General features: G+C 62.0%; 14 protein-coding genes. 6 read left to right on the top strand and 8 right to left on the bottom strand.

Annotated elements, in window-relative coordinates:
* The first annotated feature begins 65 nt into the window (after window positions 1–65).
* From AC3ZU9_RS17695 to AC3ZU9_RS17685, 3 genes are all read left to right on the top strand, one after another.
* Entirely contained in the window at window positions 66–929 is an 864-nt protein-coding gene (locus AC3ZU9_RS17695) for a LysR family transcriptional regulator (RefSeq protein ID WP_093541130.1), read from the top strand.
* A 40-nt stretch (window positions 930–969) separates the two neighbouring features.
* Window positions 970–1,665, top strand: coding sequence for a DUF1963 domain-containing protein (locus tag AC3ZU9_RS17690; protein WP_490091113.1), 696 nt, complete (start codon window positions 970–972; stop codon window positions 1,663–1,665).
* A 94-nt stretch (window positions 1,666–1,759) separates the two neighbouring features.
* A complete protein-coding gene (locus AC3ZU9_RS17685) occupies window positions 1,760–2,140 on the top strand; it encodes a hypothetical protein (RefSeq protein WP_490091112.1) in 381 nt (126 codons plus the stop codon).
* On the opposite strand, the gene AC3ZU9_RS17680 is transcribed toward AC3ZU9_RS17685, so the two are convergent.
* Window positions 2,124–2,843 (bottom strand): hypothetical protein, encoded by a 720-nt coding sequence (locus AC3ZU9_RS17680; protein WP_490091111.1) that lies wholly within the window; start codon window positions 2,841–2,843, stop codon window positions 2,124–2,126. The genes AC3ZU9_RS17685 and AC3ZU9_RS17680 overlap by 17 nt on opposite strands.
* Before the next feature lie 148 nt (window positions 2,844–2,991).
* Between AC3ZU9_RS17680 and AC3ZU9_RS17675 the strand changes: the two genes are divergently transcribed.
* Window positions 2,992–4,239 (top strand): hypothetical protein, encoded by a 1,248-nt coding sequence (locus AC3ZU9_RS17675; protein ID WP_490091110.1) that lies wholly within the window; start codon window positions 2,992–2,994, stop codon window positions 4,237–4,239.
* Window positions 4,240–4,518: 279 nt separating this feature from the next.
* Here the strand turns inward: AC3ZU9_RS17675 and AC3ZU9_RS17670 are convergent, their stop codons facing one another.
* The 4 genes from AC3ZU9_RS17670 to AC3ZU9_RS17655 all read right to left on the bottom strand — a co-directional run bounded on the left by AC3ZU9_RS17670 (window position 4,519) and on the right by AC3ZU9_RS17655 (window position 8,710).
* Window positions 4,519–5,244, bottom strand: a complete 726-nt coding sequence (locus tag AC3ZU9_RS17670) for a BPL-N domain-containing protein (RefSeq protein WP_490091109.1) — start codon at window positions 5,242–5,244, stop codon at window positions 4,519–4,521.
* Window positions 5,245–5,371: 127 nt separating this feature from the next.
* Window positions 5,372–5,998 (bottom strand): glutathione S-transferase family protein, encoded by a 627-nt coding sequence (locus AC3ZU9_RS17665; protein ID WP_093541122.1) that lies wholly within the window; start codon window positions 5,996–5,998, stop codon window positions 5,372–5,374.
* A gap of 135 nt (window positions 5,999–6,133) precedes the next feature.
* Window positions 6,134–7,876, bottom strand: a complete 1,743-nt coding sequence (locus tag AC3ZU9_RS17660; protein ID WP_490091108.1) for an OPT family oligopeptide transporter — start codon at window positions 7,874–7,876, stop codon at window positions 6,134–6,136.
* Between the two features lie 375 nt (window positions 7,877–8,251).
* Window positions 8,252–8,710 (bottom strand): REP-associated tyrosine transposase, encoded by a 459-nt coding sequence (locus AC3ZU9_RS17655; protein WP_122811193.1) that lies wholly within the window; start codon window positions 8,708–8,710, stop codon window positions 8,252–8,254.
* Window positions 8,711–9,189: 479 nt separating this feature from the next.
* On the opposite strand from AC3ZU9_RS17655, the gene AC3ZU9_RS17650 reads away from it, so the two are divergent.
* Window positions 9,190–10,311: a lactonase family protein gene (locus AC3ZU9_RS17650; RefSeq protein WP_093541118.1), complete on the top strand. Its 1,122-nt coding sequence runs from the start codon at window positions 9,190–9,192 to the stop codon at window positions 10,309–10,311.
* A 3-nt stretch (window positions 10,312–10,314) separates the two neighbouring features.
* On the opposite strand, the gene AC3ZU9_RS17645 is transcribed toward AC3ZU9_RS17650, so the two are convergent.
* The 3 genes from AC3ZU9_RS17645 to AC3ZU9_RS17635 all read right to left on the bottom strand — a co-directional run bounded on the left by AC3ZU9_RS17645 (window position 10,315) and on the right by AC3ZU9_RS17635 (window position 14,186).
* Entirely contained in the window at window positions 10,315–12,372 is a 2,058-nt protein-coding gene (locus tag AC3ZU9_RS17645) for a methyl-accepting chemotaxis protein (protein WP_490091107.1), read from the bottom strand.
* A 402-nt stretch (window positions 12,373–12,774) separates the two neighbouring features.
* A complete protein-coding gene (locus tag AC3ZU9_RS17640) occupies window positions 12,775–13,470 on the bottom strand; it encodes a tRNA (adenine(22)-N(1))-methyltransferase (RefSeq protein ID WP_490091106.1) in 696 nt (231 codons plus the stop codon).
* Window positions 13,467–14,186 carry a FadR/GntR family transcriptional regulator gene (locus tag AC3ZU9_RS17635; protein WP_046036683.1) on the bottom strand — a complete coding sequence of 240 codons (720 nt, stop codon included), beginning with the start codon at window positions 14,184–14,186 and terminating at the stop codon, window positions 13,467–13,469. The genes AC3ZU9_RS17640 and AC3ZU9_RS17635 overlap by 4 nt, the downstream gene beginning before the upstream one ends.
* Window positions 14,187–14,511: 325 nt before the next feature.
* Here AC3ZU9_RS17635 and AC3ZU9_RS17630 point away from each other — a divergent pair, with 325 nt between their 5' ends.
* Complete coding sequence (locus AC3ZU9_RS17630; protein WP_015885037.1) at window positions 14,512–15,870, top strand: MFS transporter; 1,359 nt, start codon at window positions 14,512–14,514, stop codon at window positions 15,868–15,870.
* Window position 15,871 lies beyond the last annotated feature (1 nt).

The following is a 15,871-nucleotide window of genomic DNA, read 5'->3' as shown; positions in this document are numbered from 1 at the left end:
CAACTACCGTGAAAAGCGCATAATTCACGGCGCAGCCATTCGATTAACGAATAAAGGTAACCACCATGTCCTCCAGCGATTTGCAGATCGATTGGCTCAAGTGCTTTGTGGCCGTGGTGGACGCTGGCTCGCTGTCGGGTGCGGCCCATGAGGTCAATCGATCGCAGTCCGCCGTCAGCATGCAGATGAAAAAACTTGAGGCGGCGCTGGGCCGGCCCTTACTGAACCGTGGCCCCCGGCACCTTCAACTGACCGACGACGGCCAGACGTTGCTGGGCTATGCCCGCCGCATGCTCGCCTTGCACGCCGAAACCCAGGCGGCGTTTCACGGTGAAGCGTTGACCGGGCGCATCCGCCTTGGCGTCGCCGAGGACTACGCGGCCAAGTACCTCACGCCAGTGCTGAAACGGTTTGCGCCACGGTATGCAGGGGTGGACATCGAGCTGACCTGTGAACAGTCGACCGCCCTGATCCCACGTGTGCGCAGTGGCGACCTCGATCTTGCGTTGGTGTCCAGGGACTCGGCGCACACGGGGACTTTTCTGTTCAAGGAGCCGATGGTCTGGGTAGGTTCCCCGCAGTTCGAACTGTGGCGACGAGACCCGGTGCCTATCGCCGTCTACGAAAGCGAAAGCCTGGCGCGCCGGTACGCGGTGAATTCACTGGCGCAACAGGGCCGTCAATTCAAGGTGGTGTACAACAGCTCCAGCCTGGCCGGCCAGGTCGCCGCCGTGGAAGGTGGGCTGGCGATTGCTGCGATTACCCAATGCACCGTGCAGCCATCCTTGCAGGTCTTGAGCGGCGAACACGGCTTGGGCGCTATCGAACCCATGGAGGTGTCGATTCTACGTAGTAGGGCCTCGCGCGGGTCCAAGGCCGTCAACAGCCTGCATGGGTTTATCATCAGTGCACTTAGAGCTCAGGCATAGCCCTGTCGCGTACCGCTATCAAAAGGAAGGTTCACACCTTATGGATATCCAAGACCTCAAACGACGCCTGGCCCGCCCGGCGCTCAAACTCATCGCCGGCGGTTTTCGCCCTGCGGGCACTGATGAAGAAAGCTGGCTGGGTAACGTCTTTCTGTTCCGCGCCGATGAAGGCATCCCCACCAATAAGGCCGGGGAACCGTTGCTGCCCTACGCGCAGTTCTACTTGCCCGCCCTGCCCTTCAACAGCCCGGCGCTGAAGGGCGTTCGGGTGTTGACGCTGTTTGTGTCGAACCCGTTCCCCGAGCATTTTGAACCCATGGGGGATAACTGGCTGATACGCGAATACGGACCGGACGATGTGCTGGTGCGTAAAACCATGCCGGTGCCGGGCGCGTTTCTCAAGCCGTTCCCCTTGAAGGCGGAACCCGTGCCGGAGGATTACCCGTTGTGGGATGGCGGCGGTGTGCCTGCTGAGCTTGAGCAGGAAATACTCAAGCTGGAACGCGCCGGGGAGATACAGAGTTACTACGACCTGGTGACCCACACCTATGAGCATAAGCTCGGCGGCTATCCGTCGTTCTGCCAATCGGGTGTCGATCCCGGTGAGGGGTTCGAGTTTGTGTTCCAGATTTCGTCGGACGCAAAAATCCAGCTGAATGTGGTGGATAGCGGGAGCTTGATGTTCTGGAAGCACCGCGTCACGGGGGAGTGGGCGCTTTATTATGATTTTTATTGAGCGGGATGCGACACACAGGCTGCGGAAGATGACCCCATCGCGGCCTCGCGCAAGCTCGACAACGCCCACAATTGATCTGCATTCGGAGCATTACATGGCCCTGTCCAAACGTGAAATCGCCGGTATTGAACGCCAACTGGTCGCCGCGCTGACTGAGGCCTGCGAAACGGCCAAGGCTGAAATCCCGGGGTTCGAATGGCTGACGCATACGGTCAACTACGCCGCGTTCCCCCAGAGCCTGCGCATCACCTGGGTATTCGACACGCGCGCCAGCAAGGACCACGCCCTGGCCAGCGGCGTCGACCAGCGCATGCGCGCGTTGACCGCCACTGCGTTGCAGGACGCTGACGTCCCCGCCGTGCCGTTGGACCGCTGCGTGCACTTCGACTCCGAAGAGGAATGCCACGTGCAGCACGGCGGCGATTGGGGTGTGCGGCTGGCTCGCGCGGCCAGTGTTGTCAGGCCTGTGCGGTAAACCGCTGCGCGCCACGCCGCTCAAGCATCGCCGCTTCCGTCTCGCGTGTGGCGACTGTGCCTTTGTTGGCCAGTTGGTTTATAAACAGCCCGGCGGAATATTCCTTGGGCGGCAAAGAGCCGGGGCGATTGAACAGTGCGGCCAGGTCAAGCGTGGCGGCGAAGTTTTCCTGGGTCAGGCTGTAGTAACCCATCAGGTTTCCCGACCAGGGCGAGTCAGCGTCCAGCATATCGATCGTCGCCTCGCGGTATTGGATCGACGCGGGCTTCAGGTCGCGGGACTGATTAAGCAGGTCGCTGAGCCGTTGAGTGTCCGAAGGGCTGAGCTGGCCCGCCGTGTCGAGCACCTTCAGCGTGTCATTGGACTCGACGGTGAAGCCGAACTTTTTGTTGGCCAGGTCTGCCGGCAGTGTGGCCCGAAAGGTCTCAACTGCGGCTTTCAGCGTGCTTGTTGCGCCCTGGTAACGTTGTACGAATCGAGGCAAGTCCGGCGATGCCGAGCGGCCGACCCACGTGTCGATGACTTCCAGGGGTTGCGCGGTGATCGAGGTGTTTTCGCTGGGGTGGTAGACAGCCGCCGGGGCCGCGTTGGCCAAGGCTGCCTTGGCGGCGTCCGTCATCGGCTCGGGCGTGAGCTTTTGGCCGGAAGGCTTTAGGGCGGTATTGGCAGGTGGGATAGAGGCAGAGCTGAGGATAAGGGCCATTTAATCAGTCCATGATTGGCGGGGTCTTTCGGGTTATCGGCGGCGACGGGGCAAGTCTTAAGTCAGTCGTCACTGATAAGCGCTAGAGCCCACTCGACAATCTCTGGATAATGCCCCTCCTCCCGCCTCGATACGGAAATCCCACGCTATGAAGTTGCCCGCGTCCGCCGTCGCCCTCGCCGCAGCCTTGCTGTTGCCTTCCCTCGCCCACGCCGACGACGCCGCACTGGTCGACACCCTCAAGGCCTTCACCCGCTGCGACGCGAGTTTTTTCAGCAGCCTGAACACCCACCGCGACGCCTGGCGGGCCTACGCCCCGCTCAAGCAAGAGAAGGACTTCAGCTGGATCGCGGTGCGCGATCGCACCGACCCCAAGGCCACCGCAGTGCCGGTGAGCGCGCCGGCCATCGCTGGTTTGAAGTTGCTGTCCTACAACGATGAGGTCAGCGATCTTGGCCCGTTGGGCCTGTATTACTTCTGGGGTTTCACGGTAGATGGCAACATTGATGACGTCGCCCAGCGCTTCGCGGCACTGCTGGACCCACCCGGTGCGCTGCAAAAAGGCGAGGGGCAATACACGCGCAGCGAACTCAAGGTGGGCAACAGTTGGCAGGCGATCAAGCCGATGCCGGGCAAGGCGCCGGGGCTGCGCCATGTGGAGCGGGTGCTGATCGTGGAGCCGGAGGGTAATCATTCCCGCGTGAGCTGTTCGGTGCAGGGCGGTGTGACGCCCGGCTTGGTGGCGCTGCTGCGGCCGGACATTGCGCCGGTCGATTACCCGCGCACGGTGGCCGACACGAATCTCGCCGATGTGCCGGTGCCGCCCACTGTGCTCCAGGGCCTCGATGCACCGTTGTTGCAGCCCAAGTTCAAGACGCTGAATTACACTTATCTGTCAAAAAATGACGCGGGCAAGGAGGCGCCGATCACCATCCGGTTCAAGGCCGAAGGCGGTTTGCTGGTCAAGAATGAGGCCTATGGCAACGCCTTCAATGTAGACCGGTTAATGGTGGCGGACCTGATCCAGCTGAAATCGAAAATGAACGGTGTCGGTGAAGGCCAGGTGCTGCAAACACGCGAGGCCGAGGTCAAACTACCGACCCGTTGGGCGCCGGGCCAGACCTTGAGTGCCCACCTGAAGATGGCCAATGTGCCGGTCAAGCCCACTGACAAACCGACCGAGACCACCTTGACCTGTAAGGTCGGCGAGCGCTTCCCGGCGCGCGAGGTGTTCGCGTCGTTGACGGGTGATGCCATCCGGCTGGCCTGTGAGCAGGACGGCTACACGTCCTCACGCGCGTTTATCGAGGACCTGGGCGTCGCCCTGACGCTGGAGTCGACGTCGAGCCAGACCCACTATGTGAATGAAATCCAGGTGCTGGATGTGGTGCGCTGACTAAAGCTCCACACCACGCAAGAACACATCGACATGGCGGTTGAACGCCCATTGTGTTTTAGCCGCGGTCGCACTCGTGGTGAGCGGGCTTGTTGTAGTGAACGGGCTTACTGTGGTGAGCGGGCTTGCCCCGCGCTGGGTGGCGCAGCCGCCCCAAACCCAGGCACCGCATTCTGTCGGAAAGAATGCGGTGTTTTTATTGGGGCGGCTGCGCCACCCAGCGCGGGGCAAGCCCGCTCACCACAGCAAGCCCGCTCACTACAGGAAATGGAGGGGCGGTTAGAAGTGGTGTATGAGCGCGCCAAACAGGTCGCCTTGCGGCATTTTGCTCAACGGGATGTCGGCATTCTCGAACCACTGCGCGCTGGCTTCGGGATGCGGGCCGCTCAGTATCACCACGCCCTTCTCGAAGGTATACCGCGCGGCCGCGACGTCGCCGTTGCGGTAGGTGGCGATGGCCGTGTAGGGCGCGACCTTGGGGAAGTAAGGGCCGTCCTGGAAGAACACCTGGTCAGGCTTGCCGTCCCACGTGACCTGCACGGCGGCGTCGGCGATGTCGGGCACTTCGAAGCCGGGGCGGCCGGCTTCGCCGTCGAGGTCCACCGGGATCAAACCGAGGTTGCTGTCATCCGCCAGGTAGGCGCCCATGCACAAGCCCAGGTAGCGCCCGCCGTTGGCCACGTAATCGCGAATCGCCTCGCTGCGCGCATCGCCCAGGCTGCGCAGGGCACCGGGAATGTCCTGGCCGCCGCCGGGTTGCACGTAGAGGTCGTAGCGCGCCAGGGTTTTCGGCGTGATGTCGATGGCCTCATCCGCGCCCACGTAATCGATCTGGTAGTCGGGGTTGAGGCGATGCAGGGCCTTCGCCACGTTCTCGGAACAGTCATCGCAGCCCGCCGGGCCCCGGTAGATGGCGACGTGGGTGATGGGCGTCGCAGCCTCGGCAGGCGAAGGCAGCAACAGCACGGATGCAAACAACGTGGCGGCGACAGCGCGTAGGCTCATGACCGAAGACTCCTGTACGGACAGGGCAAAGCCTATAACGACTGCGCCAATCAATCCGTTAACAGTTGTAAACACCGGTCACAATGGGCGCGCTGTTTATGGGCCTGGCGTGGCGCTGCCAAACCCTTCATTTGGCAAACGCATACTCCCCACCCTGCTCCACCGCCTTGCGATAAGCAGGCCGCGCCTGAAATTTTTTCACCCACGCCGCCAGGTTCGGGTAGGCCTGCAGCTTGCCTTGGGCCTTGGCGATTTCGCCGATGAAGCTCATCTGGATATCCGCGCCGCTCAACTCATCCCCCAGCAGATAGGACTTACCCGCCAGCTCGTCATTCAGGTAACCCAGATGGTTAGCCACTTCCGACTCGATACGCGGGTGCAGCGGCGCACCGGCGTCGCCCAAACGGCCGACGTAGAGGTTGAGCATCAGCGGCAGCATCGCCGAGCCTTCGGCAAAGTGCAGCCATTGCACGTAGGTGTCGTAGGCGGCGCTGGCAGGGTTCGGTTGCAGACGGCCCTGGCCGTGGTGGCGGATCAGGTAGTCGATAATGGCGGCGGATTCGATCAGCACCCGGCCGCCGTCTTCGATCACTGGGGATTTGCCCAACGGGTGGATGGCCTTGAGTTCAGGCGGCGCCAGGTTGGTTTTCAGGTCGCGTTGGTAACGCTTGATCTCGTAAGGCAGGCCGAGTTCTTCAAGCAGCCACAGGATGCGTTGCGAGCGTGAGTTGTTGAGGTGATGGACGATGATCATGGAGGCTCCGCTGGGCAAGAGTGGGTTGTGGATAAACAGACTACGCCACCGTCGCGCAGTGCCATCAAATAATTTTCCAAGTGACGAGCGCCATCGTTACCAGGGGCGTCGGTTGGAAAGAAGGCATTCAGCTGATCAGCCGTTCCCCACCATCGCCCACAACGAAGCCCCCACGCCCGTAATGCTCTCCCCCGCAATCAACCCCGCAGCAGCGGTGATCGCAAAGCGTTCGGTGATGCTTGGCCAGCGGCAGCTCACCAGCCAGGTGAGCACGGCCCCCAGGGCCATCATCAGCGAGACCGAGGCCGGCAATACAAAGGCCAGGCCCAAGGCGGCGGCGCTGGGCAGGTAGCGGGCGCGATGGGCCGCCAAGGTGCTGTCCAGCACGCCCAGCAACACGCCGACTAAGCCGCCGATAACGATTGCCCAGCGGATGCTCGTCGACAACGAATCCAGCCCGAGGGTCAGGGTTTGCGCCACGGCTTTCCAGGTGGCGACCGCCGGTGCCGGCCACTCTTCGGTGAGCAGCATGGAGTGGGGGTCGGGAATCAGCGCCAAGTAGGCGAACACGCCCACGATGCTGCCGACGAAAATCCCCAGGTTCTGCGCGATCACTTGCTTGTGCGGCGTGGCGCCAATGGCCTTGCCCACCTTGAAATCATTCATCAGGTCCGTGCATTGCCCGGCCGAACCACCGGCAGTGTTGGCGCTCATCAGGTTGATCGGCACCTGCCCCGGCGCGACGATGCCGAAGCTCAGCTGCGACAGTTGCCCGATGGCGCCGATGGGCGGAATACCCGTAGCACCGACGACGCGCGCGGCCACGGCGGCCAGGCAGATGGCCAACGGGATGGTCAGCAAGGCCATCCACAGGTTGATCCCGAATAACAGCGCCTGCAGGCCCACCACCAGCACAATCGACAGGGCGAAACCGGCGGCAGGTCCGGGCTTGGGGATACGCCAAGGGGTACCGCCATCGGCTTGGGTCGACCGGTGCAAGGCGCATAAACGGATGGCCAGCGAGGCCAAGGTGGAACACACCATCAGGCTCACCCCCGGCCACAGCAACCACTCCACCAGGGCGGCGAACTGGGGGCCGCTGCTGTCGGCCGGTAATGTCACCAGGCCTTGCGCCAACAGCCACGGCGCCAGGCCACCCCAGGCGAGCAAAGCACCGAGCAGCAGGGTCAGGCCCACACGAATACCGATGATCCCGCCGAAGCCCACCAGCAACAGCGATGGGTCGGCGGTGAAGGTCAGGCGCTCCCACGAGGCGCTCGGTGACCAGCGCGGGAAGGCCCAGATAAAGGTATCCACCCACTTGACCGAGCCGGACAGTAACGCCGCACTGAGCAACACCTTCAATCGCGTCGCGGCTTCGCGGCCGTGGTTGTAGATGTGCAGCAGGGTTTCCAGGGTGGCCATGCCCTCGGGGAATTTCAGTGCGTTGTCATTGAGCAGTGATGGGCGCAGGTACCAGGCGATCCAGATCCCCAGGAAGCTCACCGAGAACACCCAGGCGATCATCGGGAGAGCGTCCAGCTGGTTGCCCGTGAGCAAGGTGTAAGCCGGGATCGGCGCCACCAGCCCGCCGGAAATGATCGACGCCGCTGCCGAGGCGACGGTCTGGTTGATGTTGCTTTCATGCAGCGTCCACGGCAGCTGCCCGGAGGAGCGCTTGGACAGGCCTTGCCAGATCGCGTAGCCGACCAGCAACGCGATGATCGACATGTTGAACGACCAGCCGATCTTCAACCCGGCGTACACGTTGGAAGGCGTGAGCAGAATGCCAAGGACAGTGCCGGTGATCACGGCGCGCAGGCTGAGCTCACGTTCGACAGGGGCGTGCATGGGGAGCGTTGGCAAGGTCGAGGGCATGCGGATTCCTTTCGGCAGGGAACGGGGCGACCAGACAAGTGAGCCCTGCGGGGGGCTGAAGGTTCCTGAGTTAATGCGCCGGGTCGGCCTTTTGTAGTGAGCGGGCTTGTCGAATCGTCGCACCGCCCGCGCTGGGCTGCGAAGCGGCCCTAATGCGACCGGTGCGTTGAATCAGGCAGAGCGCGTGGCCAGGTTGGGGGCTGCTGCGCAGCCCAGCGCGGGGCAAGCCCGCTCACCACAAAAGCCCGCTCACCACGAAAGCTCGACCATCACAAAAGCTTGCTCATCCCAAAAGCTTGCTTGCCAGAGAAGTCCGCTCATCAAAAACAGGGTGAGCCGAACGGGCGGTCTTGCTGGAAAAACCTCCGTTTCAGCTTAAAGCCACGCCGCATCCCATAATGAATAATCCCCTACCCGCTCCACCAAGCCGGCTCGCAATGGGTTGGCAATGATGTAGCGGGCCATTTTGCGAATATCGTCCTCTTCCCGCACCGCCCTGTCGTGATAGCCCGGTTGCCAGACACGTTCTTTGCTTTGACGGCGTCGGTTGATGGTCAATGTGCTACGCGACTTAATGCGTCGCACCACGTCGGCCAAGGTCATCTGCTTCAACTCAAACAACCAGTGAATGTGGTCAGGCATGATGACCCAGGCCAGAGAGTCGACCAGTCCCCGCTCATGAGCCTGCCGGAATTCAGCAACCAGCAGACGCCCCAGGGAAAGGTCTGTGAATAGACGCTGACGGTGATGAACGACGACGGTAATCAGGTAGCTGCGTCCGTGTTCCGAATAGCGACCGTGACGCAGACGATGGGATTGGGGTGTGGGGCGCATTCCGTTGCTCTTGGTGAACGTCCTGAAGAGCAATAACGCTAGCGTGCGGTGTGCGGGGGGCCAGTATCACTTGATGACTGAATGTATCTGGGCCTATTGCGGCGCTTAAGATCGTTGGGGTAAGCAGGGTGAGGCGGTTAGCAATTTTTTGTGGTGAGCGGGCTTGTCGAATCGTCGCACCGCCCGCGCTGGGCTGCGCAGCAGCCCCAATGCGACCAGTGCGTTGAATCAGGCAGAGCGCGTGGTCAGGTTTTGGGGCTGCTTCGCAGCCCAGCGCGGGGCAAGCCCGCTCACCACAAAAGCCCTCTCACCACAAAAGCTCGATCACCAGATGAGGCCGGCAAGGGAGCGAGGCGATCGCCTGACAGCCCTTGTGCGCAGAGGTACATGACCCCATCGCGTTAAAAAAACAACCATTGCCGAGATCCATTTACAGTCATACGATGACTGACCACAATCATAAAAATAAGGCTTCCGCAGTGAATAAACCTCTCCTCCTGGCCGCCGCCGTTGTCTGCGGCTTCAGTGCACACGGCAACGCCGCCACCTTTGCGTATATCTCCAGCCCCGGTGACGGGATGATTTCCCAGTACCGCCTCGACGAAGACAACGGTGCGCTGAAGCTGATCAATCAAGTCAACGCCGGCGACCAGGTCAACCCCATGGCCCTCAGCCCTGACGGCAAAACGCTGTTCGCCGCCTTGCGGGTCAAGCCGTTTCAGGTCCAGGGTTTCAGCATTGACCCCACCAGCGGGCATTTGACGCCGCAGTCCAAGGCGCCGCTGGCCGAGAGCATGGCGTACCTGGCCACCGACCGCGCCGGGCGTTACTTGCTCGCCGCGTCTTACGGTGCAGACACCCTCAGCGTGCAGCCCGTCGACAAGGCCGACAAGATCCTCACCTACAAGACCGGCCCCCACGCGCATTCGCTGCGCACCGACCCGAGCAATCGCTTTGCCTACGCGGGCAATCTGGGTGCGGACCATGTGCTGCAATACCGCTTCGACGCCGACACCGGCGCACTCACGCCCATCGGTACAGGCTACGTGAGTGTCCCGGCCAACACCGGGCCTCGGCACCTGGCGTTTTCGGCCAACGGTAAATACCTGTACGTGGTCGGGGAAATGAGCGGCACCGTCACCGCATTTTCCATCGATGACCGCAGCGGCGCGTTGACCCCGATTGGCGTGGCCAACGGCATTCCCGATCGCTTGAAACTGGCCCACGGCGAAGTGCGGGATGCGCGCAACAACGACTTGAAAGACGACCCGACGCCGCGCATCTGGGCGGCCGACCTGCGCCTCTCGCCGGATGGCAAGCTGCTGCTGATGAGTGAGCGCACCAGCAGTTCGGTATCGGCCTTTGCGGTGGATGCCGCTACCGGCGGCCTGCGTTTTCTCGACAACTACCCGGTAGAAGAGAAACAGCCGCGCAATATCGCCTTCTCACCCAATGGGCAGTGGCTGCTGGTGACGGGTGAAAAAAGCGACACCGTTGGCACCTATGCCGTCAGCGACACAGGTGCCTTGAAGCGGGTGAGCGAAGCACCGTCGGGCAAAGGCGCGCTGTGGATTGAAGTGCTGCATACCGCAGCGAAATAACCCTCAGCTCAACCGGAACCGCGCGGTGTTGTCACTCAACGCCTGGCTGCCCTTGCTCAGGGTGTCCGCCGCGCGGTTGACCGCTCGCGCACCCTCCAGCAAGCGCCCCGCCGCCTGGTCCACTTGCTGGATGTTGCCGCTCACCTCGTCCGCCGTCGCGGCCTGCTCCTCGACCGCCGTGGCGATCTGCGCCAGCGTGTCGGTGACGTTCTGCACCGCGCCGGCGATTTCGCCTAAGCGCGCGCCCAGCCCGGTGACGGACTCGGCGTCGGTCAGCGCCTGATCGCACGCGGCCCCCATCAGGGTGACCGCCTGGCTGACGGTGGCGCGCAGGCTGTCCACGGTGCCGGCGATCTGCGCGGTGGAGGCCTGGGTGCGTTGCGACAGGCTGCGCACTTCATCGGCAACCACGGCAAACCCCCGGCCCTGCTCGCCGGCACGCGCCGCTTCAATGGCGGCGTTCAGTGCCAGCAGGTTGGTCTGCTCGGCAATGCCGCGAATGGTGTCGACCACCGACTGAATCTGCTGGCCCTGCTGGCTCACTTGTTCCAATGCATTGGCGGTGTCGGTCAGGCGTTGGTTGAGCTGTTGGATGCTGGCGGTGGTGCGCTGGCTGTCGCGACTGCTGTCTTCGGCGATGCGCCGGGTTTGCTGGGCACTGCCCGAGGCTTGTTCACAACTTTGGGCGACGCCCAGGGAGGTGGCGGCCAACTGCGTGGCGGCGGCGGCAATCTGGCTGATCTGGTGCTGCTGGTCTTCGACTTCGGTGAGGGTGCTGCCCGACTGCGAATTGAGGGTGAGCACCGCCGAGCCGAGCTGCTGGGTTTCGTGATTGACCCCGAGCAGGCTGGTGCGCAATTGCACCACCGCGACGTTCAGCGCGGTGCTGATGGCGGCGAGTTCGTCGCGCCCCTCCACCGCCACTTCCACACACAGGTTGCCATCGCGCAAAGACTCGGCGAGCGTGGTGATGCCGCTGGCGCTGCGGCGGATGGAAGTTTGCAGGCACATGAACAGGTACAGCGCCGCCAAGGCCAGCAGGCCGAACGTCAGCGCCAGCGGGATGAACTGCTGGCTCGCGCGGTCGTGGTAGTAGCTCAGGCGCGCATCCATGGACTTCAGCGACTGAATGCGCAGCGCGCCGAGCGAGTCGAGCATCGCGTCGATACTGCGTTCGAAACCGGCCGTGTCGAGCTTGATGCTGCCGCCGAATACGCCGTCGTCGAGCACTTTGAGTTCGTTATCCAGCAACTGCAGGCTGGTGTCGTACTGCGCTGTCCACGGTTCCATCCCGGCGTATTGCTTGGCCTTGAGCGAGGCGGCGGCCTTGGCCAACTGGTCCCGCGCATCGCCGATGCGGCTGCGCAGGTCGCGCAGTTGCAACCGGCTTTGCAAAGTGAACTGTCCCGAAGAAATAGACGACTGCCCGACGCTGGCCATCCGGCCGACCCGCTCTATCAGGTCAGGGGTGTGCTGGGTGCCCATCTGCATGAGCATGTAGGTTTCCAGCCACGGATCGAGGATCAGCCCGGCGTCCAGGGTGATCTGCTCGCGCAGGGTTTGCATCGCCGTCAGGGCCGCGGTGAAACGATCATAACCGTCCGGCCACCAGCCTACGGTGCGCAGGGATTGGGAGTCCATGCCCTTGACCGTGGCCTGCAACGCCTCGAAGCGCGACAGGGTGTCAGCGCTGGCGTTCTGGGTTTTCAACGAATCGCCCAAGGCTTGCAGGCTTTGCTGGATCACTGGGAAATTCGCATCGACCTTGTCCATCGCGGCCTTCGCCGCCGGCGTCGGGGCGTGCAGGATGTCTGCCGCTTTCCAGCGCGCGGCCAGGTTGCGCTGAGCCGTCAACTGGCCATCTAACGCGTCCAGCGCTAACAGCTGCCGAAGGCCGGACTGCTCGCTGGAAATCACGCTTAATTTGTCGCGATAGTCGGACCCCATCATCCACAGGCTACCCGCCAGGGGCAGCATGAACAGGAAAAACAGGACCTGGAACTTACGCGCAAAGCCGAAACGCCCGAGCAGGCGGATACCGGGTGACAAAAGGCTGTGCATGTACGACAACTCCCCAAAACAACCCACACGGTGCGACGGTGGGCGAATGCTTGAAATGACTAACGGCAAAATGCCATGTCATTGATTGAGAAGGCCCAAGCAAGATACGGGCCGCTGCTGCACAGCCCTGAAACAGGGCGGGCGGTGCACCAGCAGCCTCCTCTGCGTGCTCGAAAATGGGGCGAAAACACTCAGCATCGACAACGGCGCTGTCACCGTCGGAGACGACTGCCCGAGACGCGTTCCAAAACACCCTTAATCACAGGCATCCTATCGGCCGCTCCCCAACCGAACTTGAGGGCCCGCAAACTTACTGGTGGTGAGCGGGCTTGCCCCGCGCTGGACTGCACAGCAGCCCCGAAAAGAACGTTGGCCACCTGACGCTTTTAACCCTTCACCCGCTCACGCCAGCAATTGAGCAATCCACCCCGCCTGCCGGGCAATCTCTTGCACCTTGTCCTCCGGCACCGCCTGCCGCGCGTGTTCCAGGCTCGCCAGGGTCTTCTGCTTCTGATGCAACATGCGCTGCCACTTGGCGATGAACGCCGGGCTACGCGCCTGCATCTGCAAGGGGCCGAAGTACAGCTGTTCAGCGCTATACAGCACCGGCCCGGCGCGCTCGGCAACGATGATCTCGTAATAGAAACGGTTCTCCCGCAGCAGCTCTTCACTGCGGATCGAATAACCGTTGTCCATCAGCCACTGACGCAACGGCTGCTCACCGCCGTTGGGTTGCAGGACCAGCCGCTCCTGGCCGCTCAGATGCGCCTTGCCGCTTTCCAGGATGTCCCGGATCGTCTCGCCGCCCATGCCGCAGACGCTGATCGCGGTGATCCCGTCCGACGCCTCGATGGCCGCCAGACCATCGGCCAGGCGCACGGTGATGTGCTGCTCCAGGCCGTTGTCACGCACGGTGCGTTGCGCTGCATGAAAAGGCGTCGTCGCCACCTCCCCCGCCACTGCCGCAGCGATCACCCCCCGGCGCATCAACGCGACCGGCAGGTAAGCGTGGTCGGAACCGATATCGGCCAGGCGCGCGCCATGGGGCACGTTCGCCGCCACGCGCTCCAGGCGCAGGGATAAAGTGTGTTCGTTCACCGGTCTTGCTCCCCCGAAAAACGATCCCGGCTGTTGGTCAGGTGCAGCACCATAGCGGCGCGGGCGGCGTCCGGGTCCTGGCGTTTGATCGCATTGAAGATCGCCTCGTGTTCCAGGTTCGCCAACTGACCCAGTTTGGCAAAGTCGGCACCGCCACGTTCATCGCCCTTCACTTGGGTGCGCGGGATCATCGCATTGCCCAGGTGCAGCATGATTTCAGTGAAGAAGGTATTGCCGGTGGCCTCGGCAATCAGTTGGTGAAAGCGTTTGTCTTCCTCCACGCAGCTGTCGTTGTTGGCCAGGGAGGCTTGGTAGTCATCCAGCGCTTGGCGCATGTGCGCGAGTTGTTCCCCGGTTCGGCGCAAGGCCGCCAGCGCCACGGCTTGCACCTCCAGGCCCAGGCGCAGTTCGAGCATGTTGCGCACGCTGGCCACCGTGTCCACGTGCAGGCGCAGCCCTTGTTGAGCCTGTTGCGCCAGCACAAAGGTACCGATGCCATGACGCGTCTCGACCAACCCGGACGCCTGCAACTTCGAAAGCGCCTCGCGGACCACGGTACGGCTCACCCCATGCTCAAGCACGATGGTGGATTCCGACGGCAGTTTTTCACCGGGCTTCAACTGGCCGAGCAGGATGCGCTGGGTCAGGGCATCGACCACGCCTTGGGCCAGGTTGGTGGAGCGTCTACGGGGAGGGGCTGCGCTATCAATCGGCATTACGGCGGGTCCACGGGGTTGGGCTGGGGGGAGCTTAACACCGCCTGGACGGGCAAGGTCCTGCAAATCAAAAATACGCCAAACTTGTATGACAACCAACCTGAACCGCCGATTTAGTAATAATTTCAGAAATGCGCCTCCCCTTTCGCCAAACGCGCAAAAAACCCGTAAACACTGGAAAATAACCAGAACACACAATCAGGCAGGCCCCTTATAAGAACAAAAATAGCCCCCATGCATTGCGATAAAAAGAAAACAACTTGTATGATGTCTATCAACAAAACACGCAAACCCGCATAAAAATAATCAGGGGGAGTTTTGAATTGTGAACAATTCAAGCCATGCATCTGCCGCACCAGAAAGTGATTCGGTCCTCGCGCGCGCCGTGAGCAAAGTGAAGGGCCATGTGCTCCCACTGTTCGTGATCATGTTCATCCTCAACTACATCGACCGGGTCAATATCGGCTTTGTACGCACGCACATGGAACATGACCTGGGCATCGGCGCCGCCGCCTATGGGTTCGGCGCCGGGTTGTTCTTCATCGGCTACGCCCTCTTCGAAGTGCCCTCTAACATGCTGCTGCAAAAGGTCGGGGCACGTATCTGGCTGACCCGCATCATGTTCACCTGGGGCATCGTCGCGACGATGATGGCGTTCATCCAGAACGAAACCCACTTCTACATCCTGCGTTTTCTGTTGGGCGTGGCCGAAGCCGGTTTCTTCCCTGGGGTGATCTACTATTTCACTCGCTGGCTGCCGGGCGTGGAGCGCGGTAAAGCCATCGCGATTTTCCTCAGTGGTTCTGCGGTGGCCTCGCTGATTTCCGGCCCGCTGTCGGGGGTGCTGTTGCAGATCGAAGGGTTTGGCTTTCACGGCTGGCAGTGGATGTTTGCCATTGAAGGCCTGGCCTCGGTGGTGATCGGTTTTTTTGTGTGGTTCTGGCTGGACTCCAAGCCCCACGACGCCAAATGGATGACCCGCGAAGAACAGGACGCACTGGTCAACGCTATCGACCAGGAACAGCGCGAACGTGAAGCCCTCACCACCGTCAAACCGACGATTGGCAAGCTGCTCAAGGACCGTCAGATCCTGCTGTTTTGCGCCCTGTACTTTTGCATCCAACTGACGATTTACGCGGCGACCTTCTGGCTGCCGAGCATCATCAAGAAAATGGGAGACTTGAGTGATGTGCAGGTCGGTTTTTTCAACTCGATTCCCTGGCTGATTTCGATCATCGCCATGTACGCCTTCGCTTCGCTGTCGGGCAAGTTCAAGTTCCAGCAGGCCTGGGTGGCGGCAGCGCTGTTGATTGCAGCGGCCGGCATGTTCATGTCCACCACCGGTGGGCCGGTGTTTGCCTTTGTGGCGATCTGTTTTGCGGCCATTGGCTTCAAGTCGGCATCGTCGCTGTTCTGGCCAATCCCCCAGGGCTACCTGGATGTGCGCATCGCCGCAGCGGTGATCGCGTTGATCAACTCCATCGGCAACCTGGGCGGCTTCGTTGCGCCGACCACCTTCGGCTTTCTCGAACAGACCACCGGTTCGATCCAGGGCGGCCTCTACGGCCTGGCCGGCACCTCGGTGCTCGCCGCGATCCTGGTGTTCTTCGCCAAGACGTCGCCGTCTGCCGTGTTGACGTCGCCCAGCGCGCCAACAGGCGCTGCCATCAGCAAACCTCTCTGAG

Source organism: Pseudomonas sp. A39 (assembly GCF_058145955.1).
This window is presented reverse-complemented; position numbering and strand designations above follow the sequence as displayed.